We start from the raw sequence: 23,799 nt of genomic DNA, 5'->3' as shown, positions 1-23,799 counted from the left end.
CCATGAGGATCACCGGCCTCGACCTCCGCTGTTGTCGTTTCGAGCAGGCAGTCATCGCGCGTGAGGCCACGCGTGACGGCATTGCCCATGAGGGGCTGGAATTCCTGGTATTCACCGTGAAAACGGATGAAGGGCCTTCCGCGTCCATGTTCGGCTTTGCCGGGCGCTCGGCGCTGGGTTCCGGTCATCTGGCCGCCGCGTCCCTGCGGCCGTTCGTGACCGGGCGAAACGCCCTGGATCGCGAGGCCATGTGGCATGACTGGCGCACGGCCGACCGCTGGTGGCACCATCTGCCGATCTACCTTTACGGTCCCCTCGACTGCTGCCTCTGGCTGCTGGGATCGATGGCGGCCGAGCAGCCGCTGTGGCGCTATATCGGCGGCGCGCGCGGCGAAATCCCGGTCTATGCCTCGTCCCTGGTGCTTGCCGATGCCGCCGCCTATCAGGAAGAGGCGCGCACCGTTCGCGATGCCGGCTTGCGTGCCTACAAGATCCATCCGCCCGGACGTTCGCTCGAGGAGGACATCGAGATACACCGGGCGGTCCGGGAGGCGGTCGGACCCGGATTCGCGCTGATGTCCGATCCGGTGGCGGCTTATACGCTCGAGGAGGCAGTCCGGTTCGGCCGCGAGCTGGAAGCGCTCGGCTATCTCTGGCTCGAAGAACCCCTGCCGGACGAGAATTTCAGTGCCCTGCGGGAACTGACGCGTCGTCTCGACCTGCCGGTGGTGGGAACGGAAGTCATCGCCAAGCATCCTTATTCCGTGGCCGAGTGCATCTCCTCGCGCGTGGTCGACGCGGTGCGCGCCGACGTGTCCTGGACCGGCGGTATCACCGGCGCCCTGAAAACGGCGCGCCTCGCCGAGGCCTTTCACATGAACTGCGAACTGCACACGACGATTTTCCACCCGCTGGAAATGGTCAATCTGCATCTGTGCGGCGCGGTGCGCAACAACAGCTATTTCGAGTTGCTGTGGCCGATCCCGCAGTTCGAATTCGGGTTGGCCGAGCCGCTGCCGGTCGAGGACGGAATGGCGCGCATGCCGACGGAACCCGGCCTTGGCGTTGCGCTTGACTGGGACTTTATCGACAATTGCACGATTGCACGGCTGTAGACGAATGGGCAGGATTGAAACGGTTACGGATCGGCTGAAAACGGATAGCAGGCTGCTCATCCTGTCTCCGCGCGACAATGTGGCCGTAGCCAGGGAGGCGATATCGGCCGGTGAGACGCTCCTGGTCAGCGGCCATGCGATTGTCACCGACATACGCATCGGCATGGGCCACAAGATCGCACTCCTCCCCATCGGAGCGGGCGAAAAGGTCCTGAAATACGGTGTTCCGATCGGCTCCGCGACGGCCGATATCGCCGTCGGCGACCATGTTCACCTGCACAATATCAGGAGCGATTACACGCCCACCCATTCCCTTGACGCGGCGCGCGCGGACAATGAGCGGGAAAGCAATGGAGAAGACCGATGACGTTTTCAGGTTTTCAACGTGCCGATGGCCGCAAGGGGATCCGCAATGTCGTGGCGGTCGCATATCTTGTGGAATGCGCCCACCATGTCGCCCGGGAAATCGCCTATCCCCACCTCGAACAGGCGCATCTGATCGGTTTTCCTGGCTGTTTTCCCAACGAATACGCACAGAACATGATGGAACGGCTGTGCACCCATCCCAATGTGGGCGCGGTTCTGCTCGTGTCGCTCGGCTGCGAGAGCTTCAATCGCTACCAGCTTGAAAAGACGATTTCGCAAAGCGGCCGGCCGGTGTCCACGCTGGTCATCCAGCGCGAGGGCGGCACGCGCGCAACCATCGAAAAGGGCCGGGAATGGGTCGCGCAGGCCCTTGAAGACCTGGAAGGCGCAGAGCGCGTGCCGATGGACATCGGCGATCTTGTCGTCGCCACCGTCTGCGGCGGTTCGGACGGAACCAGCGGCATATCGGGCAATCCGGCCGTCGGGCGTGCTTTCGACCGGCTCGTTCACGAGGGCGCGACCTGTATATTCGAGGAAACCGGCGAACTGATCGGCTGCGAGGAGATCATGGCCGACCGGGCCGCGACCCCGGAACTCGCGGACGAACTGCGCCGGTCGGTGCACAAGGCGGCACGCTACTACGCCGAGCTCGGCTATGGCAGCTTTGCCGCCGGCAATGCGGACGGCGGCCTGTCGACGATCGAGGAAAAATCGATGGGCGCCTACGCCAAGTCCGGCAGTTCGCCGATATCGGGTCTGATAAAACCGGGCGACCTGCCACCCCGGGGCGGGCTCTATCTGATGGATATCGTTCCGGACGGCGACGTGCGCTTCGGTTTCCCCAATATTTCCGACAATGCCGAGATCGTCGAGATGATGGCCTCCGGCGCGCATCTCACGCTGTTCGTGACCGGACGCGGCTCCGTCGTCGGATCGGCGCTTGCCCCGGTTATCAAGATTGCCGCGAATCCGGCCATGTACGAGCGGCTGAGCGAGGACATGGACGTGAATGCCGGCAGGATCCTGACCGGCGAGGCGAGCCTCGACGACGTGGGTTCGCTCATATTCGACCTTGTCCTGGGCGTCGCTTCGGGAGAAAAGACGAAATCCGAGGCACTCGGCCACACGGAATTCATTCTGACCTACAAGAGTTTTGAGCCGATTGGTCCGGCCTGTTTACCGGTTTAGCGAGGGCTTATGGGAAGACTTGACGGAAAGACCGCACTGGTTACGGCCGCGGGGCAGGGGATCGGACGGGCCTCCGCGCTGGCTATGCAGACCGAAGGCGCGCGTGTTTTTGCCACCGACATCAACGAAGAGGCCCTGTCCGCATTGAAGGCCGAAGGTCTCGAGGCCTTTCGGCTCGATGTACGCGATCCCCAATCCATCAACCAGGCGGCCGAAAAAACCGGCCCGCCGGACGTTCTTTTCAACTGCGCCGGCTATGTCGCCAACGGAACCATCCTCGACTGCGACGAGGATGATTGGGACTTCTCGTTCGATCTGAACGTCAAGGCCATGTACCGCATGATCCGGCGTTTCCTGCCGGACATGCTGGAAAATGGCGGCGGCTCCATCATCAACATGTCGTCGGTGGCCTCGTCGGTTATCGCCGCTCCCAATCGCTTCGTCTATGGCGCCTCGAAGGCGGCGGTCATCGGCCTGACCAAGTCGGTCGCCGCCGACTTCATCGGCAGCAATATCCGCTGCAACGCGATCTGCCCGGGAACGGTGGAATCCCCGTCGCTGGAGCAGCGCCTTCGCGACACCGGCGACTATGACAAGGCAAGGTCAGACTTCGTGGCGCGCCAGCCCATGGGCCGAATCGGGTTGGCCGAGGAGATTGCCGCGCTGGCGGTCTATCTTGCTTCTGACGAATCCGCCTATACCTCCGGCGTGGCACATGTCATTGACGGTGGCTGGGCGAATGTCTGACAGGAGAACAAAGTGAAGCTTTTGAGATTTGGAGAAACCGGCCGGGAAAAACCCGGCCTGCTGGACGCTCACGGTGTTGTGCGTGATCTGTCCTCGGCCGTGGACGATATCGCCGGCGAGACGCTTTCCGATACCGGCCTGGCGCGCTTGCGCGGGCTCGATACGGCGACGTTGCCGGCCGTCGACGCGCCGGGTCGGCTCGGACCCTGCGTCGCGGGAACCGGCAAGTTCATCTGCATCGGGCTCAACTATGCGGACCATGCCGAGGAGGCCGGCATGGACGTGCCGCCCGAACCGGTGATCTTCATGAAGGCGACGAGCGCGATCTGCGGACCGAACGATCCGATCCACATCCCGCGCGGCTCCGAAAAGACCGACTGGGAGGTGGAGCTCGCCGTCGTCATCGGCAGCCATGCAAAACATGTCTCCGAGGTCGATGCACTCGATTATGTAGCCGGCTATTGCCTGACCAACGACGTGTCGGAGCGGGCCTATCAGATCGAGCGCGCCGGCCAGTGGACCAAGGGCAAGTCCTGCGACAATTTCGGGCCGATCGGCCCGTGGCTCGTGACCCGCGACGAAATTGCCGACCCGCAGGATCTCGCCATGTGGCTGACCGTCAACGGCGATACCAGGCAGAACGGGTCGACCCGCACGATGGTCTACGGCGTTGCCCATGTCGTGTCTTACCTTAGCCGGTTCATGAGCCTTCATCCCGGCGATGTGATTTCCACCGGAACGCCGCCCGGTGTCGGAATGGGCCTCAAGCCACCAACCTATCTGAAAGCCGGCGACGTCGTCGAACTCGGCATTGAAGGGCTTGGCACGCAAAGGCAGGAGTGCGTCAACGACAAATAGGCGCTTTTGGCTCTAGGGAGGAACGCAATGACACCGCTTGTCGACACACATCAGCATCTCGTTTATCCGGATGTGGCCGGTTACGGCTGGACCGCAGGCATTCCTGCTCTAGCGGACAATGCATTTCCGCTCGAAGTCTATCAGGAACTTGCCGAAGGGAGTGTCGGCGCGACCATCTTCATGGAAACCGGTGTCGATGATGCGGACTATCAGGCGGAAGCCCGATTTGTCGCCGAGCGTGCCAAGCAGCCGTCAAGCCGCATCGTCGGACTGATCGCTTCCTGCCGGCCGGAGACCGACGAGGGCTACGAAGCCTGGCTCGATGAGTGCGGTGACCTCAATGTCGTCGGCTTTCGCCGCATTCTTCACGTGATGCCCGATGAATTGTCTCAGTCGGAGAGCTTCCGTCGCAACGTCCGTGAAATCGGCAGGCGCGATCTTGTATTCGATATGTGCTTTCTGGCCTCCCAGTTGCCCATCGCCCTTGAGCTGGCAAAAGCCTGCGACAACACGAGCCTCGTGCTCAACCATTGCGGCGTGCCGGATATTGCCGGCGCGGGGCTCGATCCGTGGCGCGCCCACATCTCCAAGCTCGGCGCGCTGCCCAACGTGACCTGCAAGCTTTCCGGGATCCTTGCCTATTGCGCGCCGGGCGAAGCCTCGCTCGACACGATCAGGCCCTATGTGGATCATGTCCTCGCGACCTTTGGCGCAGACCGCATCGTGTGGGGCAGCGACTGGCCGGTCGTGAACCTGGCCAACGGGTTGCCTGACTGGCTCACGGTCACCCGCAAGATCCTGGATGGCCTGTCCGAGGACGAGGCCGCCCGCATTGCCGGGGAAAACGCCAGGCGGGTCTACAAGGTCGCCTAGCCCGGCCGGAAGAATTGGTGACCTGCCGGTCTGCCCGCTCTAACCGGCGGGCGGCGCGGTGCTTTTACGGACCTCCAGCCAGGGATCGAGCGGCGCAATGTCCAGGTCCGGCTGGTTGCCTTCGATCAGCTCGAGAAGGTGGCGCGCGGCGCAGGAGCCGACCGCGCGGCGCGGCTGGTGCACCGTGGTGAGGGCCGGCACGAAATGCGCGGCAATGTCGATGTCGTCGAAGCCGACCACCGAAACGTCGTCGGGCACCGTCACCCCGGCTTCGTGCAACGTCGAAATGAAGCCGAAAGCGCTGCGGTCGCTGGCGCAGAACACCGCGCTCGGCCGGTCGCGCAGTTTCAGCCACGCCTCTGCGGCGTTCTTGCCCGTTTCCAGCGAATAGTCGCCGGTGAACACCCAGGCCCCTGCCGGATCGATATCGGCCCGCGCCAGCACGTTCTGAAACCCTTCCAGCCGGTCGCGGCCGGGCTTGTGGGTCAGCAGGCCGGTCACGTGGCCGATCTCGCGGTGCCCGAGTTCAAGCAGGTGCGAAACGGCGAGGCCGGCGCCCATCAGGTTGTCGACGATGGAGATCGGAACAGTCGGGTCGTCGCTCCACTCGCCGGCGGTGACGACCGGCGGCAGGGCAAGGTTCGCCGCGCGCATCTCCGAGATGGAGATGTCCCCGTCAAGGATGACGATGCCGTCGAAATTGTTCTGGCTGAAATAGCCCTGCAGCTTGGACCGCGACATGGATGGCTTGCGGGTATCGGCGATCAGCACCTTGATGTCCTGATCGGCGCAGACCGTTTCGATCCCCTTCAGGATGTTCGAGAAATGGGAGTTTCCGATATCCGGGACCAGTGCGACAATGGTGCCGGTCTCCTGGCGCCGCAGGTTTCGCGCGGCGTGGTTGATGACGTAGCCGGTCTGCCGGACCGCCTCGGCGACTCGCTCGCGGGCCTTTTCCGAAACGCGCTCCGGCGCCGAAAGGGCGCGGCTCACCGTTGCGGTCGACACATTGGCCGCCCGCGCGACATCCTGAACGGTCGGATTGTGTTTTTCCTGCTCGGGTTTCGGCATCTTCGAATGTCCGTGCGGTGGTCCTGATTCCGTTGTCAGACGATAGATCAAACCGGGCGTTTTTCGCAACGGATGCGTTCGGCTCCGGTTCCCGGCACAGCCGCCGGTTTGCTTTTGCCGCCGCCCGCGACTAGCCTTTTGTATCTCGTGACCGGGGCTTTCGTGTCCCGCTCACCCGATGCATGTCGGCGTCCTGCCGGCATGGGAGGAGCGTGTGAAGATCGATCTGGACGGCAAGACTGTTGTCATCACCGGCGCCGCGCAGGGCCTTGGGGCAGAGGTGGCGAACGCGGCCGCCATGTGCGGTGCGCAAGCCCTGTTTCTGACCGACCGAAACGAATCCGCCGGCCGGGACATCGCCCGTGAACTGGCGGCGCGGGGGCATCAGGTTGAATTTCATGTTTCGGATCTCGGCGAACCCGATGCACCGGCTGGGGTCATTGACGCAGCGCTTGCGCGCTTCGGGCGGGTTGATTGCCTGGTCAATGCCGCGGGCCTCACCGACCGCGCGGCGCTCACCGACGGAAATGTCGAGACCTGGGACCGCCTCTATGCGGTCAATGCGCGGGCCCCGTTTTTCCTCATGCAGGGTGCGATCAACGACATGCTGCGGCGGAAATCCGCCGGGGCGATCCTCAATATCCTGTCGATGAACGCCCATTGCGGCGCACCCGACCTTGCCATTTACGCGTCCACGAAGGGCGCGCTGGCCACGCTGACGCGCAACGCGGCCAATGCGCATCTGTCAGACCGCATACGCGTGAACGGCATCAATGTGGGTTGGTGCGAGACGCCCGCCGAGCGCGAAATGCAGGCGAGCATCCTCGGCAAGGGCGACGAATGGCTGGCCGCCGCGGCGCGAAACCTGCCTCTCGGGCGTCTCCTGCAATCGGACGAGGTGGCGCGCCTGGCCGTTTTCCTGTTGAGCGACAGCGCCGGACTGACGACCGGCGCGCTGGTTGACATGGAACAGGCGGTGGTCGGGGCTCCGGCCCAGTCTTAGATCCTTGGGGAACGCGATGCCGAAGAAGAAGAACGGGGAACAGGCGGTTGCGCGGATCGAGGACTATGCAAGCCTCGTCGAGGCGCTGGTCGAACGGCAGGGGAGCCTGAGCAAGCGGCTCAACCAGGTCGCCCAGTTCTTTCTCAACAATCCAGAGGATGTCGCCATCTACAACATTGTCGGCCTGTCGAAGATGGCCGGGGTGCCGCCGGCGAACATCACCCGCTTCGCCAAGGAACTGGGGTTTTCCGGTTTCGCCGAGTTGCAGGATGTTTTCCGGCAAAGGCTTGTCGGACCGCGCATGACCTACGCGGACCGCATCAAGGCACTCGGCGAATACGGCAATCTGGACGAGGATGGCGGTCTCGACCTTGAGCAGCCGCGCATCGTCTTCGGTACTTTTGTGCAGACGGCGGTCGAGTCGCTGCTGCGCCTTCGCGACGATATCGACAATACCGAGCTCGAGGCATTCGTCGACGCGCTGATCCGCTCCGACGCGGTCCATATCGCCGCGGCGCGGGGCGCCTACGGCATCGGCGCCTACTCGTTCTACGGCTTTTCCAACGTCGGAAAGCGCGTGCACCTGATCGACAATCTGGGTGCGATGCGCAATGAGCAGATCGCGTCGATCGCCGACAACGACATCCTCCTGGCGATCACCTTCGACGACTACACGCCCGAAACCGTCGAAATCGCAAGATCCGCGGCCGCGAGCGGCAGGCGGGTGCTGGCCATCACCGACAACGAGCTGAGCCCGGTTGTGCCGCTGGCCGAACGGGTGCTCTACGTCAAGGAAGCCCGCCTCGGGCATTTCCGTTCGCAGGTGCCGGCGCTTGTCCTGTGCCAGTCGATCATCGTCAGCCTCGGCCGCCGGATAGACCGTCGCAAGTGAGCCGGCCGCAGCATTTGCATTGCGCCATACCGGGAAAGCGCCGGGATTCTAGTTGCAGATTTTCATAATCTCGTTTTTGAAAATAATCTTGCATTCGAAAAAAGGCCGTGGGACAGTGTGCCCGGGAGGACAGTGCCGGTGGATCCGCATCGCACTTTCGATTTTTCGGGCAGGGAAGTCCTGGTCGTGGGCGCCAGCCGTGGCGGAATAGGCTCGGCCATCGCCTCGGCCTTCAAGGCCGCCGACGCGCATGTCAGGATCACCGGCGTCGAGCCGGAGCCGGTCGAGGAAGACCGCGGCCGCCACCCCTATGTTCAGCTGGATGTGACCGATCAGGACGCCATCGATGCCCTGACCGATGCCACGCCGCGCCTCGATATCCTGGTGAACTGCGCAGCCATCACCGCCCGCGGCGAGGAGATGCGCCCTGAATTCTTCGAGGAGGTCGTCAAGGTCAATCTGCACGGCACGTTTCGCGTCACTTCGGCCTTCCTGCAGAGGCTGAAGCAGAGCAAGGGCTGCGTCATCAACATCGCGTCGATGTACAGTTCCTTCGGAAGTCCGAAAAACCCGGCCTACGGCGCCAGCAAGGCGGCGGTGCGGCAGTTGACCCGGTCCCTCGCCATCGCCTGGGCCGAACACGGAATCCGGGTCAACTCCGTGTCGCCCGGCTTTGTGGTCACGGAACAGTCGGCACGCAGCCGCACCGATCCGGACCATGTCGCCGCCGTCAATGCGCGCACGCCGATGGGGCGCTGGGGCCAGCCCGAGGACATCGCCGGACCGGTCCTGTTCCTGGCCTCGCCGGCGGCCGCATTCATCACGGGAGCGTCGATAAATGTTGACGGCGGATATTCCGTTGCGTGAAACTCGATGTAAAAGCGTTAGGGGGCTTAACGTCTTATGAGCACGTCGCAGCCATTCAATCCGGGCGACTACGGCGCTGCGGTCATTGGCACGGGTTTCATCGGCACGGTTCATGCCGAGGCCCTGCGGCGGCTCGGCGTCAGGGTAACCGGTCTGCTGGGCAGCAGTCCCGAGCGGGCGGGGGAACGGGCGCGGCAGATCGGCATCGCAAAGGCCTATGACAGCCTCGAGCAGCTCCTCGAAGACCCGGCGGTCAATGTCGTTCACGTGACGTCGCCCAACCGTTTTCACTTTGAACAGGTCAAGCAGATCCTGGCGGCCGGCCGGCATGTGATCTGCGAAAAGCCGCTCGCGATCTCGTCGCAGGAATCGGCCGAACTGGTTCAACTGGCCGCCGACAGCGGCCTGATCGCTGCCGTCAACTACAACATCCGTTTCTATCCGCTGAACCAGCATGCGCATCAGATGGTGCGTGACGGCGGTCTCGGCGAGATCAGGCTGATCACCGGCCACTACCTGCAGGACTGGCTGCTCCTGGATACGGACTGGAACTGGCGACTCGATCCGAAGGAGGGCGGCGCGCTGCGCGCCGTCGGCGATATCGGCACCCACTGGATCGACCTGACCGGTTTCATATCCGGCCAGAAGGTGACCTCGGTCTTCGCGGAGCTCACGACGTTCCTCAAGACACGCCAGCAACCCGTTGGTCCCGTTGAGACTTTCTCGCAAGGCGGCGCTGGCGAGACCGTCGAGCGGCAGATCGAGACCGACGACACGGCGCTCATCCTGCTGCGCTATGAAAACGGCGCGCGGGGTTCGCTCACGGTGAGCCAGGTCAGCGCCGGCCGCAAGAACAGCCTGCAGTGGGAAATCGACGGCTCGCAATCGGCTGCGAGCTGGCATTCGGAGACACCCGATCACCTGTGGGTCGGCCACCGCGGGAAGCCGAACGAGATCCTGCAGCGGGACGCATCGCTGATGAATCCCTCGGGCGCCGCGGCTGCGGCTCTGCCCGGCGGGCATGTGGAGGGTTTTGCCGATACGTTCTATGCGCTGTTCCGCAATGTCTACAGCGCCGTGGCCGCGGGCCGTGCGCCGGCGGATCCGCTCTATGCGACCTTTGAGGACGGACACGAGGAAATGCTGATCTGCGACGCGGTCCTGCGCAGCGCAAGGGAAGGCCGCTGGGTCGACATCGGATCATGATGGCGGATCGGCAACAGGGAGAGGCTGCATGAAACTGGGGCTTTTGACGGCACCGTTCCCCGATACGCCGCTGATGGAGGTGGCGGACTGGTCTGTTTCCAACGGATTCGAGATGCTCGAAATCGCCTGCTGGCCGGTCTCGAAGGGCCCGACACGGCGCTATGCGGGCACCACCCATATCGATGTCGCGGCAATCGACAAGGCACAGGCCCAGGACATCAGGGCCGAACTGGAATGCAAGGGCCTGTCGGTTTCCGCACTCGGCTACTACCCGAACCCGCTGCATCCCGACCAAGATCACCGCGACACGGTCATCGCCCATCTCAAGCAGGTGATCGTCGCGGCCGGATGGATGGGGCTGCCGGTGGTCAATACCTTTTGCGGCGGCGATGCTTCGAAGCACCTGGACGACAACTGGGACGACGCGCTCAGCGTCTGGCCGGACATCATCGCCCACGCCCGCGACAACGGCGTCAAGATCGCGTTCGAGAACTGCCCGATGATCTTCAGCTACGACGAGTGGCCGGGTGGGCACAACATCGCCTATTCGCCCTATATCTGGCGCCGCATCCTGGAGGCCTGGGGCGACGACGTCGGCATGAACTACGATCCTAGCCACCTGGTCTGGCAGATGATCGACCAGACACGCTTCATCGGCGAATTCGGCCCGCACATGCTGCACGCCCACGCCAAGGACCTGATGATCGACCGTGACGGGCTTTACGAGCGCGGCATCATGTCGGCCGGCATGGGCTGGCAGGTTCCGCGCCTTCCCGGCCTCGGCGACGTCGATTGGGGCGAGATATTCTCCGGCCTCTATCGCGCCGGCTATGACGGGCCGATGATCATCGAACACGAGGACCGCAATTTCGAAGGAACGGATGAACTGGTCAAAAGGGGATTTCTGCTCGCGCGCGACGTCCTGCGCCCCTACGTCAAATAACAAGAATGGCGTGAGCAAATGCGCTTCGGCGGCTTAATCAAGGAGGAAACAACATGAAACGACTGCTATCCGGTGTACTGCTCGGTGCTTTTGTGGCGGGCATGTCCACGACGGCCCTGGCCAGCGACTATACGATCGGTGTCTCGAATACCGTTCAGGGCAACGGCTGGCGCGAGGAAATGGTCTGCGCCATGAAGGCCCAGGCCAAGGCTTCCGGCAAGGTGAAGTCGCTCAACATCGCCCACCGCAACACGGATGCGGCCGGTCAGCTTGAGGACATCCGCAACCTGATCGAGGCCGGCGTCGATGCGATCGTGGTCAATCCGGCGAACCCGGAAGGCATCAATGCCGCGATCAAGGAAGCCACCGACAAGGGCATCGTCGTGGTGGCGGTCGACCAGGCGGTGACCGAACCGTCGGCCTATGTGCTGTCCAACAACCAGGAAGAATACGCCTATCTCGGCGCCAAGTGGCTGTTCGAGGAAATCGGCGGCAAGGGCAGCGTGGTCTATATGCGCGGCGCCGCCGGCGCCGCGGCCGACGACGACCGCGACAAGGGCTTCAAGCGGGCGCTTGCCGAGTATCCGGACGTCAAGGTGGCGCACGAGGTGTTCACCGGCTGGCAGCAGGACCAGGGAAAGCAGCAGATCCTGGACTACATCGCCACAGGCATACCCTTCGATGGCGTATGGACCTCCGGGATCGACAACGTGATCGTCGATGCGTTTGTTGAATCCGACGTGCCGCTGGTGCCGATCGTCGGCGCCGACAATGCCGGCTTTGTCGGACAGCTCAACTCCGTGGACGGCCTCGTCGGCGCGGCGGTGACCAACCCGGGATCCGTCGGCGGTGCCGGCGTGACCCTCGCCATCCAGCTTCTCGACGGCGACAAGCCGGACGCACAGACTGTCTTGGTCGATCCGCAGCTCTGGGAAAACAAGACCGACGAAGGCAAGGCACAACTGGCTGCCGCAGCCGACCCGTCGCTCGATCCCGAGTGGCCGGTGAGCATCATGATCCCCGGCTGGACGACATACAGCAAGGACGACATTATTGCTTGCAAAGGGCCGGGTGAATAATCACCCGGCACCTCCACCGGCGGCGGTGCCTTCGGACCTCCCGGGCGCCGCCGCATGGTTCCAACCATCCTCAAGGGGGATATCCGCAGCATGGCGAATGAGCCGCTCCTAGAGGCCTCCGGTGTCGTCAAGAGCTTCGGCGCCGTGCTGGCTTTGCGGGACGCGTCCATGCAGGTTGCGGCCGGCGAAATCGTCGCGCTGATGGGGGCGAACGGTGCGGGCAAGTCGACGCTCGTCAAGATCCTGACCGGCGCGATCCGGCCGGATGCGGGGCAGATCAGGATCAGGGGAAGGGACCACCGGGTCCATTCGCCGGCGGAGGCGCGGCAGACCGGGCTGGTCCCGGTCTATCAGGAGCCCTCGCTGATACCGGACCTTGATGTCGCCGCCAACCTGCGTCTCAGCGAAACCCCCGTCGAGCCCTTTCTGAAATGGGTGGAGGAACTCGGCATCAGCGGACTTCGCCTGGACGAGCCGGTCCACCGCCTGCCGCTTGCGACCCTGCGCATCCTCGACCTGGCGCGCGCGCTCGCCAGCGAACCGGACGTGCTGCTGCTCGACGAGATGACGGCTGCCCTGCCGACCGACCTCGTCGAGCGGGTTCTCAAGGTCGTCCGCAGGCAATGTGAGCTGGACCGGTCGGTGATCTACATCTCCCACCGTTTTTCAGAGATCTCGAGCCTCTGCGATCGCGCGACGGTGCTGCGCGACGGCCTGACCGTCGGCACGGTCGATGTCGGTCCTGGTTCCGAGGAGCGCATCGTCGAGATGATGCTCGGCGCACCGGTGAAATCGACGGAAGAAATCGTTCGCGCAACCGGTCAGTCCCTGCCGGTCCAGACACAGGAGACGCCACGCCTCCGGGTTCGCAACCTTTCATCCGGAACGAAACTCTCCGACGTCTCCTTCGAAATGCGGAGCGGGGAGGTTCTCGGTGTCGTCGCCCTGGAGGGGCAGGGGCAGGACGAACTCTTTGAGGTGTTGGCCGGGTTCGAGCGCCCCACCGGCGGCCATATCGAGATCGACGGCAGGGACGTGCGCTTCCATCACCCCGCCGATGCCATCGCCGCCGGCCATGTCTACGTGCCGGGCGACCGCGCGGACGCGCTTTTGATGCAGCGCTCGGTGCGGGAAAACATCGCGCTGCCGTTCTACGCGCGGCCCGCCCGGTGGGGGAACATCAACATGGGCGCGGAAAAGACGCGCGTCGACGGCGCCATCGACCGGCTGCAGATTGACACCCGGGCGCAAGGCGAGGTTCAGCGCCTGTCCGGCGGCAACCAGCAGAAAGTGACCATCGCCCGGTGGATCGCCGCCGGCGTGCGCACGCTCCTGTGTTTCGATCCTACGCGCGGCATCGATATCCGTACCAAGCGCGAGATTTATCCGCTGCTGCGGGAACTGGCGGCACAGGGATCGTCCGTCCTCCTATACACATCGGAGCTCGAGGAGGTGCAGCTCGCCTGCGACCGCGCCGTGGTGATCTTCAACGGGCGCGTGGTTGACATTATCGATGCGCAGGATGCCGATGAGCCGACCCTCATGCGCGCCGCCTACGGTCTCACCAATGGCAGCGCAGGTGAGCGGGCGGGCGACAACGCGGAGGAACCGCGGCCGTGATCCGTTTTCTGCGCAGCCACTACTGGTTGACCGGCCTTTTCGCGATCCTCGCGCTGCTGCTGGTCCTGACCAAGATCATACAGCCGGAATACGGCGCTTCGGGCCTGGATTCACTGGCCCGCGCGGCGTTGCCCTTCGCCTTCGCCGCCGCCGCGCAGACCGTCGTCGTGATCGCCGGGGGCATCGACCTCTCGATTGCGTCCATGATGGCGGTCACCAGTGTCACGGCGGCCGTGATGATGGACGGTTCCAGCGAGCAATACGCCATATTCGTGGTTGTCTTCGTCCTGTGCCTGGGTGCCTTGATGGGCACCATCAACGGGCTTTTGATCGTGCTGACGCGGGTGCCCGACATCGTCGTCACGCTGGCGATGCTCTTCGTCTGGGAAGGCGTGGCGCTGATGATCCTCAAGGCGCCCGGTGGCGCCGCTGCCGAATGGCTCAAGGGGCTGCTGGTCGGGCCGCTGTCGATTCCGGGCATTCCGGCGAGCGTCACGGTCTGGTTTCCCAAATCCCTGATTCTGCTCGCCGTTTGCCTGATGGTGGTCTGGATACCGTTCCGCCGTTCGCGCTTCGGCTTGTCGGTCTATGCAATCGGCAGCAACAGCCTCGCGGCGTTCCGGACCGGTGTTGCCGTCAACCGGGTCAAGGTCGGCGCCTATGCGATGGCCGGCCTGTTCGCGGCGATGGGCGGCCTCGTGCTGACGATGAGCACCGGCATCGGCGCGCCGATACCCGGACCCTACCTGCTGGCCAGCGTCGCCGCGGTCGTCCTGGGCGGCGTGGTGCTCGGCGGCGGGCGCGGCGGATTGCTTGGCCCCATCGTCGCCGTCTTCATCCTGCGCCTGGTGCGCACCGACCTGACATTCCTTGCCGTCGATCCGAACATCACCACGATCGTGGAGGGCACCATCATGGTCGTCGTCGTGATGATCGGCGGCCTGCTTGCCGTGAGGGGGCGACGATCATGACCATGCCGGCGCAGGACGACCTCAGCATTGCCAAGCGCGTCCGGCGGTTCCTGCGGGACCATCCGCTGGTGCCGCTCGTGGTGCTGCTGATCGGGCTTGTCGTCGTCCTCGAGATCATGCGTCCGGGCATCTTCAACGAACGCTGGATCGGCAACACCATCAAGTTCGCCATTCCGCTGGCGATGCTCGCCGCGTGTCAGACGCTCACCATGCTGACCGGCGGCATCGATCTTTCCGTCGGCATTGCCGCGACCATCAGCGCCTTCGTCGTGGCGACACAGGTGGCGATCCTGGGAACGCCCGGCGCCATCGCGGTTTCGCTGATTCCGGCCGTCATGATCGGCATCGCCAACGGCATCGGCGTCGGGCTTTTCCGCGTCCACCCGCTGATCATGACCCTCGGGACCGGACTGATCGGCACCGGTTGCCTGCAGGTCTATCAGCGCACGGTGATCGCCACCGGCTCCAGCGTGCCGGAGATCCTTGCCTGGCTGGGGACCGGGCGGACCTATGGCGCGCCCAATTCGCTCCTCGTCTTCCTGCCGCTGGCGGCGCTGATCATCTATGCGCTGCGCCGCACCGGTTTCGGCCGGCTGCTCTATGCGATCGGCGAGAACGAGGATGCCGCGCGCCTCGCCGGCGTGCGGTCCTGGCAGGTCATCCTGGCGCTCTATGCGCTGTCCGGCCTGATTGCCGGTATCACCGGGCTCATCTATGTCGGCCTCATCAAGGCCCCGTCGCTGTCGCTGGCCGTGCCGCTGCTCCTGCCGTCGGTCGCCGCCGCGGTCATCGGCGGCACCTCCATTTTCGGCGGCCGCGGCACCTATTCCGGCACCATCGTCGGCGCGCTGATCCTCACCGTGCTCACGACGATGCTGACGGTGCTGCAGATGCCGGAGGGCTCACGGCGCATCATGTTCGGTCTCATCATCCTGGTGGTGACGGCGGTTTATGTGCGCATCACCGAGGATTCCTGACCGTCACAAGCCGAAGAACGCGCAGTCGAAGGGCAGGGTAATGCTGTCCCCGCCCGCATCGACGATCGTAAGGTCCGAATGTCCCGCTTTTATGTCGGCGACCTCGCTCCAGCCTTGCGGCGCGGGTAGGGCACCGAACCCGTAGCGGATGTCGGTTTCCCTGGCCTCATCAAGAACGAGGCCCGTCGCCAGACCCTGCGGCGACAACGCGCCGGTGCTTTCGAAACGCCCGCTGGCGTGACAGCCCGTGGCCGTCTCCTCGATGCCGAGCACGCATGTGTGCCGGCCGAGCCAGGGTGCGTAACTGCGTCCGCCATTGCTCATCCACAAGACGGTTTCCGGCAGGCGCCGCGCATCCTTGAGCGCAAAGAACAGAAAGCCGTCCTTTTTGGCGAGCGCTGCCGACCAGCCGATCGCCGCATCCGCCTCGGCCAGGACGACCGTATCCTCGTGGCCGCTTTCGAACGGGTATGTGGCGGCATCGCGGATAGTGCCGTCCGCCATCTTGATCTGCGCCAGTGATCCGGAGCGCTGCGGATAGGCAAGCAAGGACCGGCCACGCTGCGGATCGGGTTCGGGCGCGTCGTTCGGCGTCACGCAGAAGCGTTTTTCCGAGAAGCTCAGGCGGGCGCCGCCGGGGACCCGGATCATGGCGTGGTGACCGACGGGCAGATGACCCTGTCCGCCGCGGAACCGGTGACGCTGGTAGAGGAAGGGGTGGCCGGGGCGAAGCGACAGCTCCTTGATGACCTCGGCGCCCTGAACCTCTTCCTGAAGGCGGTAACTTGCGGTGAGACAGCCGTCGGTTCGGATTTCCTTGCCCGTCGCCAGCCAGCGACCGTTGGCCGTCCAGCCGTGGATCGGCGTTCCGGGCTGCTTGCCGAACGGCGCGCAGAAAAAGTCGCCGGCCAGCCGCCGCTCGACCAGGTCGACTATGTCCGGCAGGCCTTCATCCGTTGCCGCCCAGGGTGCCTTGTGAAGCGGTCGCAGCGCCGCCGCGCCCGGAGACGGTTCAATGACCATCTCGTCAATGCGGCCGCCCTGCGGATCGAACTGGATCGCCATCCCGCTGACCGCAATCCGTTCCAGGCCGGGTCTCATGGCTCCACCGGAATGTTCTCGGGAAAGATCGCCTGGATGCGAATGGCCGGCATCCGTTCCGGCGCGAGGCCGTTCTGCCCGGCGACAAGCCTCTCGATCACCTGTTCGGCGATAACCGAAGTATCCTCGTCGATGACGGCGTCCATGACGCCGTCCATCAGATAGCCGCGCGTGTCGGCCGACAGGCCATGGGCAACGAAAACGACCGAACCGGCGCGGCCATTGTCAATCAATGCCCGTGCGACGCCGGGCTGGCCGGCTCCGATACAGTAGATGGCGTCAAGGTCCGGCTGCGCTTTGAGGATGGCGGCGGTTTCCCGGTAAGCGATATCCACATTCTCGTGGATCTCGCGTTCCGCAACGATTGTCAGGCCGCTGAAACGTTCGCGCAGCACGCTGCGAAATCCCATCTCCCGTTCCTCGTGGCCGTGATAGGCGCGCGCGCCGAGGATCAGCGCCACATTTGCCGTCTCCTTGCACAGCAGTCGCCCGGTCAGGTGGCCGGCCAGCCGCCCGGCCGCCCGGTTGTCGACGCCGGCATAAAAGGTCCGCGGAACGTTTCTGATGTCGGATGCGATCGTCGCGATAGCAATGCCGCGCTCGCACAGCCGGCGCACGGTCGCGCGCACCCTGTGATGGTCGAGCGCGATCAGTCCGATGGCGGTGCTGGTTTCGGCAAGGCGGTCCAGGGTGGCGGCAACGTCCTCGGCATCGATATTCGCCAGGTGATGAATGGCAACCCGCACATCCTTGCGGCGGCGCGCATGGGCCTCCAGCTCGTCGATCAACTGCGACATGAACGCGTTGCGGCTGTCTGGAATGACGAAGTCCAGGGTGATTGCGTCGGCCCGCGCATCGGGACTCTCGCCCGCCAGTTCCGCCGCGACGGACAGCACATGCCGCCGTGTATGCTCCTGCACGCCGGCCCGGTTGTTGATGACCCGGTCGACGGTCGCCTTTGAGACGCCGGCCTTCTCCGAAATCTCCCTCAGTCTCGGGCGTCGCGCTGCCAAACGAAAACCTCCGCAGTTCCTTGCTGCAAACCGTATTAGCGCATTTCTCTACGCTTGATAACCTCAAAATGAGGTAATTATTGGAGAATCATCACTATTGTTGCGAATTCCAGATCAAATTGAGGACTAGTTGCATCAATTATTCTTGACACGCTTCAAAATCGGTCCTTAGCTAACGCAGTTGGCATCAAATTGAGGCGACGATAGGCACCGATGGAACCGACGCCGCGCGATTACAGCCTTGTGGGACGCGACAGCGAGCTGGCCGAGAAAAACGGCCTGGCCTCTGCGGAGTGGTACTCTTGCTCCATCGACCGCAAGACGATGAAGGGCCTGATGCGCCGCTCGGACGGTCCGGCGCTGCGCGACACGGCGATCTGGATCGCCGCCCTGGTGCTGTCGGGCGCGGGCGGCGTCTACTTCTGGGGCACCTGGTGGTGCGTGCCGTTCTTCCTGGTCTACGGCGTCCTTTATGGCTCGTCCTCCGACAGCCGCTGGCACGAGACGGGTCACGGCACCGCCTTCCGCACCCGCTGGATGAACGACGCGCTCTATTATGTCGCGAGCTTCATGATCTTCCGGGAGCCGACCATCTGGCGCTGGAGCCACACGCGCCATCATACCGACACGATTATTGTCGGGCGCGACCCGGAGATCATCGCGCCGCGGCCGCCCGATATCAAAACACTGCTGCTCAACCTTCTCGCCATCCGCAGCAGCTTCAACACGGTGCGGGCGCTCCTCATGCACGCAGGCGGGCGGATGAGCGACCAGGAAAAGGCCTTCGTGCCCGAAATGGAGCGCTGGAAGGTCTATCTGATCGCCCGCATCTATCTGGCGATCCTGGCGGCCGTCGCCCTTGCTTGCCTCGTCATGCAATCGATCCTCCCGGCGATGCTGATCGGCCTGCCGACGATCTATGGCGGATTCCTGACCGTGTTCTTCGGCGTTACCCAGCACGCCGGGCTTGCCGAGGACGTGCTCGATCACCGGCTGAATTCGCGCACCATCTATATGAATCCGGTCTTCCGGTTCCTCTACTGGAACATGAACTACCACATCGAGCATCACATGTTTCCGATGGTGCCCTATCACGCGCTGCCGCGGCTCCATGAGCTCATCAAGGACGATTGCCCGGAGCCCTATCCGAGCACCATCGCCGCCTATCGGGAAATCATCCCGACGCTTCTGAGGCAGGTGCGCGATCCGTCCTATTTTGTCGAAAGGGTCCTGCCGGAAGGCGCCAAGGCCGTGCCGTACAATCACGGCACGCAATTCAAACCGGCCGAATAAGAAGGGCCGGAAACAAAGAGGGAGGCTGGCTTGGAGGAGCGTTGGATCGACGCCTGTGCGCTCGACGACATCGAGGAAGAAGACGTTATCGGATTTGAGCATGGCGGCCAGGCCTACGCGCTCTACCGCACGCTGGACGACCGGTATTTCTGCACGGACGGCCTGTGCACGCACGAAAAGGTGCATCTGTGCGACGGGCTGGTCATGGACACCATCATCGAGTGTCCGAAGCACAATGGCCGGTTCGATTTCACCAGCGGCAAGGCAAAGGGCGCGCCGGCCTGCATTGACCTGAAAACCTACGAGACCGAGATACGCGACGGTCGCGTGTTCATCAAAGCGGACTGAACGATGGAACAACCGGCAATGATCATCATCGGATCGGGGGAGGCGGGCGGCTGCGCGGCGGTCGCGCTGCGCGAGGCCGGCTGGGCCGGCCCGATCACGCTGTTCGGCGAAGAGCGGCACGGACCCTATGAGCGGCCGCCATTGTCCAAGGAACTGCTGACGGACACCGAACCGCCCAGAACCAGGACAAGCGCGGAGGCAAAGCGCTTCGCCGAACTCGGAGTTATCCTGAGACCGAACACCCGGGTCGCCGAAATCAGCCCCGAGCGAAAGCTGATCCGGCTCCAGTCCGGGGGATCGGTACCTTATGAGAATCTGTTGCTGGCGACCGGGGCGCGGGCACGGCTGCTCAAGGTGCCGGGCAGCGAATATGCCCTGACATTGCGTTCGTTCGAGGATGCCTGGGCGTTGCGGCACCTGCTTGGCGCCGGCGGCCACGCGATCATTGTTGGCGGCGGTTTCATCGGCCTGGAACTCGCAGCCAGCGCCGTGAAGCTCGGCGGGCGGGTTACGCTTCTGGAAAGCCGGGAACGGCTGCTCGCCCGCGCGGTGCCGTCCGCCCTTGCCGAACGGATCCGCCTGGAACACGCCCGTCGCGGCGTCCTCTTCCATTTCGGGACGGCACTCAGCCGTATCGAGAGAAGGGCCGTCATCCTCGACAATGGCGAGCGCATTTCCGGTGACGTCGTCGTTTGCGGTGTCGGCGCGGAACCCGAAACCGCGCTTGCCCGAAAGGCCGGATTGCGGATCGACAACGGCATCGTCACCGATGACAGGCTGCGCACCTCGGATCCCTCGATCTATGCCTGCGGCGACTGCGCCGCGAGCATCCATCCGCAATTCAGCGACAAGCCGATGCGTTTCGAAAGCTGGCAGGTCGCCCGCGAGCAGGGCGCGCTGGCCGGGCGCAACATGGCGGGTGCCGATGAGCGGCAAAGCATCGTCCCGTGGTTCTGGTCGGAGCAGTATGACCTTCATCTGCAGATTGCCGGGCTGCCCGATCTCGGCGAAACGATGGTCGAGCGCATCTTGACCGACGAGACGCAGCTGCAGTTCCACCTTGACCACGGCGGCCGGCTCGTCGGCGCCGCGGCCCTCGGGAAACTGTCGGATCTTGCGCGCGACATGCGGGTCGCGCAGATGCTGATCGCAAGGAACGCGACGCCGGATCCTGCCGCACTCGCCGCCACCGGGCGGCGCCTCAAGACGCTGCTGGCCGCATAGGGGAGCCGCGATGCACGACGCCGCACCGACAGTCGCCGATATCCTGGCCCTCAAGGGCCGGCGGCAGCTCACCAAACTGCGGGTGGAGAGCCTCGACGAGGCCGCTGCCGCGCACGAGGCCAGGATCGACATGCTGTCGGTTCCGCCGGAACTGATCACCCAGGCCGGCTTTCGCGAGGTTTGTCCGTCGCCCTTTGTCGTCGGCGGGCTCGAGCCGGGCCTCTTCGTCACCGAGGAAGACTATCTTCGCATTTCCTTCAGGCTGCTCAGCGCTGGAGCCAATGCCGTTTACTGCGGCGCCAGCCTGCCAATCGTCAGGCGCCTGCGCGACGAGGGGATACCCGTGGTCGGCCATGTCGGCCTCATCCCGTCGCGCCGCACCTGGACCGGCGGATTCAAGGCCGTCGGCAAGACCTGCGACAGCGCCTTGATGGTCATGGGGCAGACAAGGGCGCTGGAAGAGGCGGGCGCATTCGCGGCAGAAATCGAGGTGGTGCCGCCGGCCGTCGCCGAAGCGATCTCGAAACGCACATCCATGCTGATGATCTCCATGGGTGCGGGCGCCGGGTGCGACGCCCAGTATCTCTTTGCCTGCGATGTCCTCGGCAGCCACGACGGACATTATCCAAAGCATTCAAAAGTTTACCGGGATTTCTTTGCACAGCAGAAGCGACTTCAGAACGAGCGCATCGCCGCGTTTCGCGACTATGCGCGGGACGTCGCCGACCGGACATTTCCCGAAAAGAACCATCTGGTTGAAATGGACGAACAGGAACTTTCACGGTTTCTGGAGACGATCGACGCTTCGACACCATAATACTGAGGTGGCTCCGGTCACCGGGGAGGAACAATGACCAAATGGCGGGTTGCGGGCATCAATTTCGATCACATGCACATGGGCGATCTGCTGCGCCAGGTCTTTGACCATCCGGATGCGGAAATTGTCGGCGTTTACGACAAGTCGCGCGAGCGGATGGCCCAGGCGATCGCCGATTTCTCGATCCCAGAGGAGCGGGTCTTCACCGATCTCGATACCTGTGTGGAGCAAACGAAGCCTGATCTCGCGATCCTTTGCGCCGCAACCGCCGAGCACGCCGACCATGTCGAGCAACTGGCAAGGCACCGGGTTCACATCCTGGTCGAGAAACCCTTCGCGGCGTCCGTTGCCGATGCCCGCCGTATGCTCGCCGCCATGGAAGGCACGGGCATGAAGATGGCGATCAACTGGCCGCTTGCCTGGGTCGAGAGCCATGTCACATGCAAGCGGCTGATCGACGAGGGCGTCATCGGCGATCTCGTCGAGGTGCATTTTTACGACGGCAACCGCGGGCCGCTCTATCACCTGGCCGACAAGGTGGAGGTCAGTGCCGAGGAGGTGGAGCGGCTGAAGCCGGAATCGTGGTGGTACAAGCGCGCTTCCGGCGGCGGCAGCCTGCTGGACTATCTCGGCTACGGGGCGACGCTCGGCACCTGGTTCCAGAACGGCCGGATTCCGATCGAGGTCACCTCGGTCGTCGACGAGACGCCCGGCATCGAGGTCGACCAGCACTCGGTCACCGTCTGCCGCTATCCGCACGGCCTTTCGAAGATGGAGACGCGCTGGGGCACTTTCACCGATCCCTGGACCATACAGCCGCAGCCGAAATGCGGTTTCGTCGTGGTCGGATCGGAAGGCACGATCGCCAGCTACGACTACGAGGACCATGTCACCGTGCAGACCCGGGACAAGCCGGAGCCGACGCCCGTTCCGGTCGACGCGCTGCCGCCCGGCCGGCGCGGGCCGATCGAATATGTGCTCGGCTGCCTCGAGCGCGACGAGCCGGTCGGCGGTCCGCTCGATCCGGCCCTGTGCCTCGATGCGCAGCGCATCGTCGATACCGCCGCGCTGTCGGCTGAGCAAAAACGCACGCTGGGGCTGGTGCCGTGACCGACAACATGACCGATACAGATACCTATGCCCTGACCGCAGCGAAGGCGGAGCAGGTGGCGGCGCCGGAGCTCGCCTACCGCCCGCCGCGCCCGTCGGACTATCGCCCGCGCATCGCCCTTGTCGGTGCGGGCGGGATTTCCGCCTCGCATCTGGACGCTTACCGGACGGCCGGTTTCGATGTCGCCATCATCTGCAGCCGCACCCTTGCCCATGCCGTTGCCCGGCGCGACGAGTTCTTTCCCGAAGCCATCGCCTCCGACAGTTACGATGACGTGCTGACCGATCCCGCCATCGAGGTGGTCGATATCACCCCCCATCCGGCCGAACGCGTGGCGCTCGTCGAAAGCGCACTGGCGGCCGGCAAGAACGTGCTTTCGCAGAAACCTTTCGTGCTTGATCTCGATACCGGAGAGCGGCTTGTGCGCCTTGCCGGCGAAAACGGTGTCAGGTTGGCGGTCAACCAGAACGGCCGCTGGGCGCCCCATCTTTCCTATATGCGCGAGGCCGTGAGGACCGGTATCATCGGCGACCTGATAAGCTGTCATATCGGCATTCACTGGGATCACAGCTGGATCAAGGGCACGGCATTCGAGGCGATCGACGACCTGGTCTTCTATGATTTCGCCATCCACTGGTTCGATTTCCTTGTGAGCATTGCGGGCGAGCGCGCGCGTTCCGTGTTCGCGATGAATGCGCGCGCGCCGGACCAGCAGGCGGCGCCGCCTTTGCTGGCCGAGTGCCTGGTACGGCTGGACGACGGCCAGGCCTCGCTGGTTTTCGATGCCGCAACGCGTTTCGGGCCGCAGGACACGACCTACATCGCCGGAACCGAGGGCAGCCTGATGAGCACCGGCCCCGACCTCGGCCAGCAACGGGTCACACTGACGACGGAAGCAGGCTGGGCCGCTCCCGAACTGGTTGGGCAGTGGTTCAACGACGGATTCCGGGGCGCCATGGGCGAGTTGCTCTGTGCCATCGAGGAGGATCGGGAGCCGCTGAACGCGGCTTCGGGAAACCTCCGGAGCCTGGCCCTCGCGTTCAGCGCCATCGAATCCGCGCGCACGGGACGGGAAACGGATATCGGGTCGGTGCGGCGGTTGCCGGATTGAGCCGG

General features: G+C 64.1%; 24 protein-coding genes. 21 read left to right on the top strand and 3 right to left on the bottom strand.

Annotation, left to right across the window (positions count from 1 at the left end):
* The first annotated feature begins 2 nt into the window (after positions 1 to 2).
* The 6 genes from E4M07_RS21805 to E4M07_RS21780 are packed head-to-tail and all read left to right on the top strand — an operon-like array spanning position 3 to position 5,147.
* Positions 3 to 1,115, top strand: a complete 1,113-nt coding sequence (locus tag E4M07_RS21805) for an enolase C-terminal domain-like protein (RefSeq protein WP_136660512.1) — start codon at positions 3 to 5, stop codon at positions 1,113 to 1,115.
* Positions 1,116 to 1,119: 4 nt separating this feature from the next.
* The gene (locus E4M07_RS21800) at positions 1,120 to 1,482 is read left to right on the top strand and encodes a UxaA family hydrolase (RefSeq protein ID WP_136660511.1); all 363 of its coding nucleotides are present in this window, start codon (positions 1,120 to 1,122) and stop codon (positions 1,480 to 1,482) included.
* Positions 1,479 to 2,669, top strand: a complete 1,191-nt coding sequence (locus E4M07_RS21795; protein ID WP_136660510.1) for a UxaA family hydrolase — start codon at positions 1,479 to 1,481, stop codon at positions 2,667 to 2,669. The genes E4M07_RS21800 and E4M07_RS21795 overlap by 4 nt, the downstream gene beginning before the upstream one ends.
* Before the next feature lie 9 nt (positions 2,670 to 2,678).
* The gene (locus E4M07_RS21790; RefSeq protein WP_136660509.1) at positions 2,679 to 3,416 is read left to right on the top strand and encodes an SDR family oxidoreductase; all 738 of its coding nucleotides are present in this window, start codon (positions 2,679 to 2,681) and stop codon (positions 3,414 to 3,416) included.
* A gap of 12 nt (positions 3,417 to 3,428) precedes the next feature.
* Complete coding sequence (locus tag E4M07_RS21785) at positions 3,429 to 4,274, top strand: fumarylacetoacetate hydrolase family protein (RefSeq protein ID WP_136660508.1); 846 nt, start codon at positions 3,429 to 3,431, stop codon at positions 4,272 to 4,274.
* A gap of 27 nt (positions 4,275 to 4,301) precedes the next feature.
* The gene (locus E4M07_RS21780) at positions 4,302 to 5,147 is read left to right on the top strand and encodes an amidohydrolase (RefSeq protein ID WP_136660507.1); all 846 of its coding nucleotides are present in this window, start codon (positions 4,302 to 4,304) and stop codon (positions 5,145 to 5,147) included.
* A gap of 39 nt (positions 5,148 to 5,186) precedes the next feature.
* Here the strand turns inward: E4M07_RS21780 and E4M07_RS21775 are convergent, their stop codons facing one another.
* Positions 5,187 to 6,218 carry a LacI family DNA-binding transcriptional regulator gene (locus E4M07_RS21775; RefSeq protein ID WP_136660506.1) on the bottom strand — a complete coding sequence of 344 codons (1,032 nt, stop codon included), beginning with the start codon at positions 6,216 to 6,218 and terminating at the stop codon, positions 5,187 to 5,189.
* A gap of 214 nt (positions 6,219 to 6,432) precedes the next feature.
* Between E4M07_RS21775 and E4M07_RS21770 the strand changes: the two genes are divergently transcribed.
* The 9 genes from E4M07_RS21770 to E4M07_RS21730 all read left to right on the top strand — a co-directional run bounded on the left by E4M07_RS21770 (position 6,433) and on the right by E4M07_RS21730 (position 15,776).
* Complete coding sequence (locus E4M07_RS21770; RefSeq protein WP_136660505.1) at positions 6,433 to 7,221, top strand: SDR family oxidoreductase; 789 nt, start codon at positions 6,433 to 6,435, stop codon at positions 7,219 to 7,221.
* 16 nt (positions 7,222 to 7,237) lie between these two features.
* The gene (locus E4M07_RS21765) at positions 7,238 to 8,113 is read left to right on the top strand and encodes a MurR/RpiR family transcriptional regulator (protein ID WP_136660504.1); all 876 of its coding nucleotides are present in this window, start codon (positions 7,238 to 7,240) and stop codon (positions 8,111 to 8,113) included.
* Positions 8,114 to 8,251: 138 nt separating this feature from the next.
* The gene (locus tag E4M07_RS21760) at positions 8,252 to 8,980 is read left to right on the top strand and encodes an SDR family oxidoreductase (protein ID WP_246660548.1); all 729 of its coding nucleotides are present in this window, start codon (positions 8,252 to 8,254) and stop codon (positions 8,978 to 8,980) included.
* Positions 8,981 to 9,016: 36 nt separating this feature from the next.
* Positions 9,017 to 10,186 (top strand): Gfo/Idh/MocA family oxidoreductase, encoded by a 1,170-nt coding sequence (locus E4M07_RS21755; protein WP_136660502.1) that lies wholly within the window; start codon positions 9,017 to 9,019, stop codon positions 10,184 to 10,186.
* Positions 10,187 to 10,214: 28 nt separating this feature from the next.
* Positions 10,215 to 11,129: a sugar phosphate isomerase/epimerase gene (locus E4M07_RS21750; protein WP_136660501.1), complete on the top strand. Its 915-nt coding sequence runs from the start codon at positions 10,215 to 10,217 to the stop codon at positions 11,127 to 11,129.
* A gap of 53 nt (positions 11,130 to 11,182) precedes the next feature.
* Positions 11,183 to 12,208, top strand: a complete 1,026-nt coding sequence (locus E4M07_RS21745; RefSeq protein WP_136660500.1) for an ABC transporter substrate-binding protein — start codon at positions 11,183 to 11,185, stop codon at positions 12,206 to 12,208.
* Between the two features lie 54 nt (positions 12,209 to 12,262).
* Entirely contained in the window at positions 12,263 to 13,828 is a 1,566-nt protein-coding gene (locus E4M07_RS21740) for a sugar ABC transporter ATP-binding protein (protein ID WP_348640531.1), read from the top strand.
* Complete coding sequence (locus E4M07_RS21735) at positions 13,825 to 14,799, top strand: ABC transporter permease (protein ID WP_136660499.1); 975 nt, start codon at positions 13,825 to 13,827, stop codon at positions 14,797 to 14,799. Before E4M07_RS21740 ends, E4M07_RS21735 begins: the two co-directional genes overlap by 4 nt.
* The gene (locus tag E4M07_RS21730) at positions 14,796 to 15,776 is read left to right on the top strand and encodes an ABC transporter permease (RefSeq protein WP_136660498.1); all 981 of its coding nucleotides are present in this window, start codon (positions 14,796 to 14,798) and stop codon (positions 15,774 to 15,776) included. Before E4M07_RS21735 ends, E4M07_RS21730 begins: the two co-directional genes overlap by 4 nt.
* Before the next feature lie 3 nt (positions 15,777 to 15,779).
* On the opposite strand, the gene E4M07_RS21725 is transcribed toward E4M07_RS21730, so the two are convergent.
* Together E4M07_RS21725 and E4M07_RS21720 are read right to left on the bottom strand one after the other, a co-directional pair.
* A complete protein-coding gene (locus E4M07_RS21725) occupies positions 15,780 to 16,877 on the bottom strand; it encodes a hypothetical protein (RefSeq protein WP_136660497.1) in 1,098 nt (365 codons plus the stop codon).
* Entirely contained in the window at positions 16,874 to 17,890 is a 1,017-nt protein-coding gene (locus tag E4M07_RS21720; RefSeq protein WP_246660547.1) for a LacI family DNA-binding transcriptional regulator, read from the bottom strand. The genes E4M07_RS21725 and E4M07_RS21720 overlap by 4 nt, the downstream gene beginning before the upstream one ends.
* Before the next feature lie 213 nt (positions 17,891 to 18,103).
* Between E4M07_RS21720 and E4M07_RS21715 the strand changes: the two genes are divergently transcribed.
* The 6 genes from E4M07_RS21715 to E4M07_RS21690 are packed head-to-tail and all read left to right on the top strand — an operon-like array spanning position 18,104 to position 23,794.
* Positions 18,104 to 19,183: a fatty acid desaturase family protein gene (locus tag E4M07_RS21715; RefSeq protein ID WP_136660496.1), complete on the top strand. Its 1,080-nt coding sequence runs from the start codon at positions 18,104 to 18,106 to the stop codon at positions 19,181 to 19,183.
* Between the two features lie 30 nt (positions 19,184 to 19,213).
* Positions 19,214 to 19,531 carry a MocE family 2Fe-2S type ferredoxin gene (locus E4M07_RS21710; protein WP_136660495.1) on the top strand — a complete coding sequence of 106 codons (318 nt, stop codon included), beginning with the start codon at positions 19,214 to 19,216 and terminating at the stop codon, positions 19,529 to 19,531.
* Positions 19,532 to 19,534: 3 nt separating this feature from the next.
* Positions 19,535 to 20,755, top strand: coding sequence for an FAD-dependent oxidoreductase (locus tag E4M07_RS21705; protein ID WP_136660494.1), 1,221 nt, complete (start codon positions 19,535 to 19,537; stop codon positions 20,753 to 20,755).
* Between the two features lie 10 nt (positions 20,756 to 20,765).
* Entirely contained in the window at positions 20,766 to 21,572 is an 807-nt protein-coding gene (locus E4M07_RS21700; RefSeq protein WP_136660493.1) for a 3-methyl-2-oxobutanoate hydroxymethyltransferase, read from the top strand.
* 33 nt (positions 21,573 to 21,605) lie between these two features.
* The gene (locus tag E4M07_RS21695) at positions 21,606 to 22,682 is read left to right on the top strand and encodes a Gfo/Idh/MocA family oxidoreductase (protein ID WP_136660492.1); all 1,077 of its coding nucleotides are present in this window, start codon (positions 21,606 to 21,608) and stop codon (positions 22,680 to 22,682) included.
* Between the two features lie 8 nt (positions 22,683 to 22,690).
* Entirely contained in the window at positions 22,691 to 23,794 is a 1,104-nt protein-coding gene (locus tag E4M07_RS21690) for a Gfo/Idh/MocA family oxidoreductase (protein WP_136660491.1), read from the top strand.
* Positions 23,795 to 23,799: the final 5 nt, after the last annotated feature.

It is taken from the genome of Nitratireductor sp. XY-223 (genome assembly GCF_004959855.1).
GTDB lineage: Bacteria > Pseudomonadota > Alphaproteobacteria > Rhizobiales > Rhizobiaceae > Hoeflea_A.
Note: the sequence above shows the minus strand (reverse complement) of the source record. Positions and strands in the feature narration are given on the sequence as shown.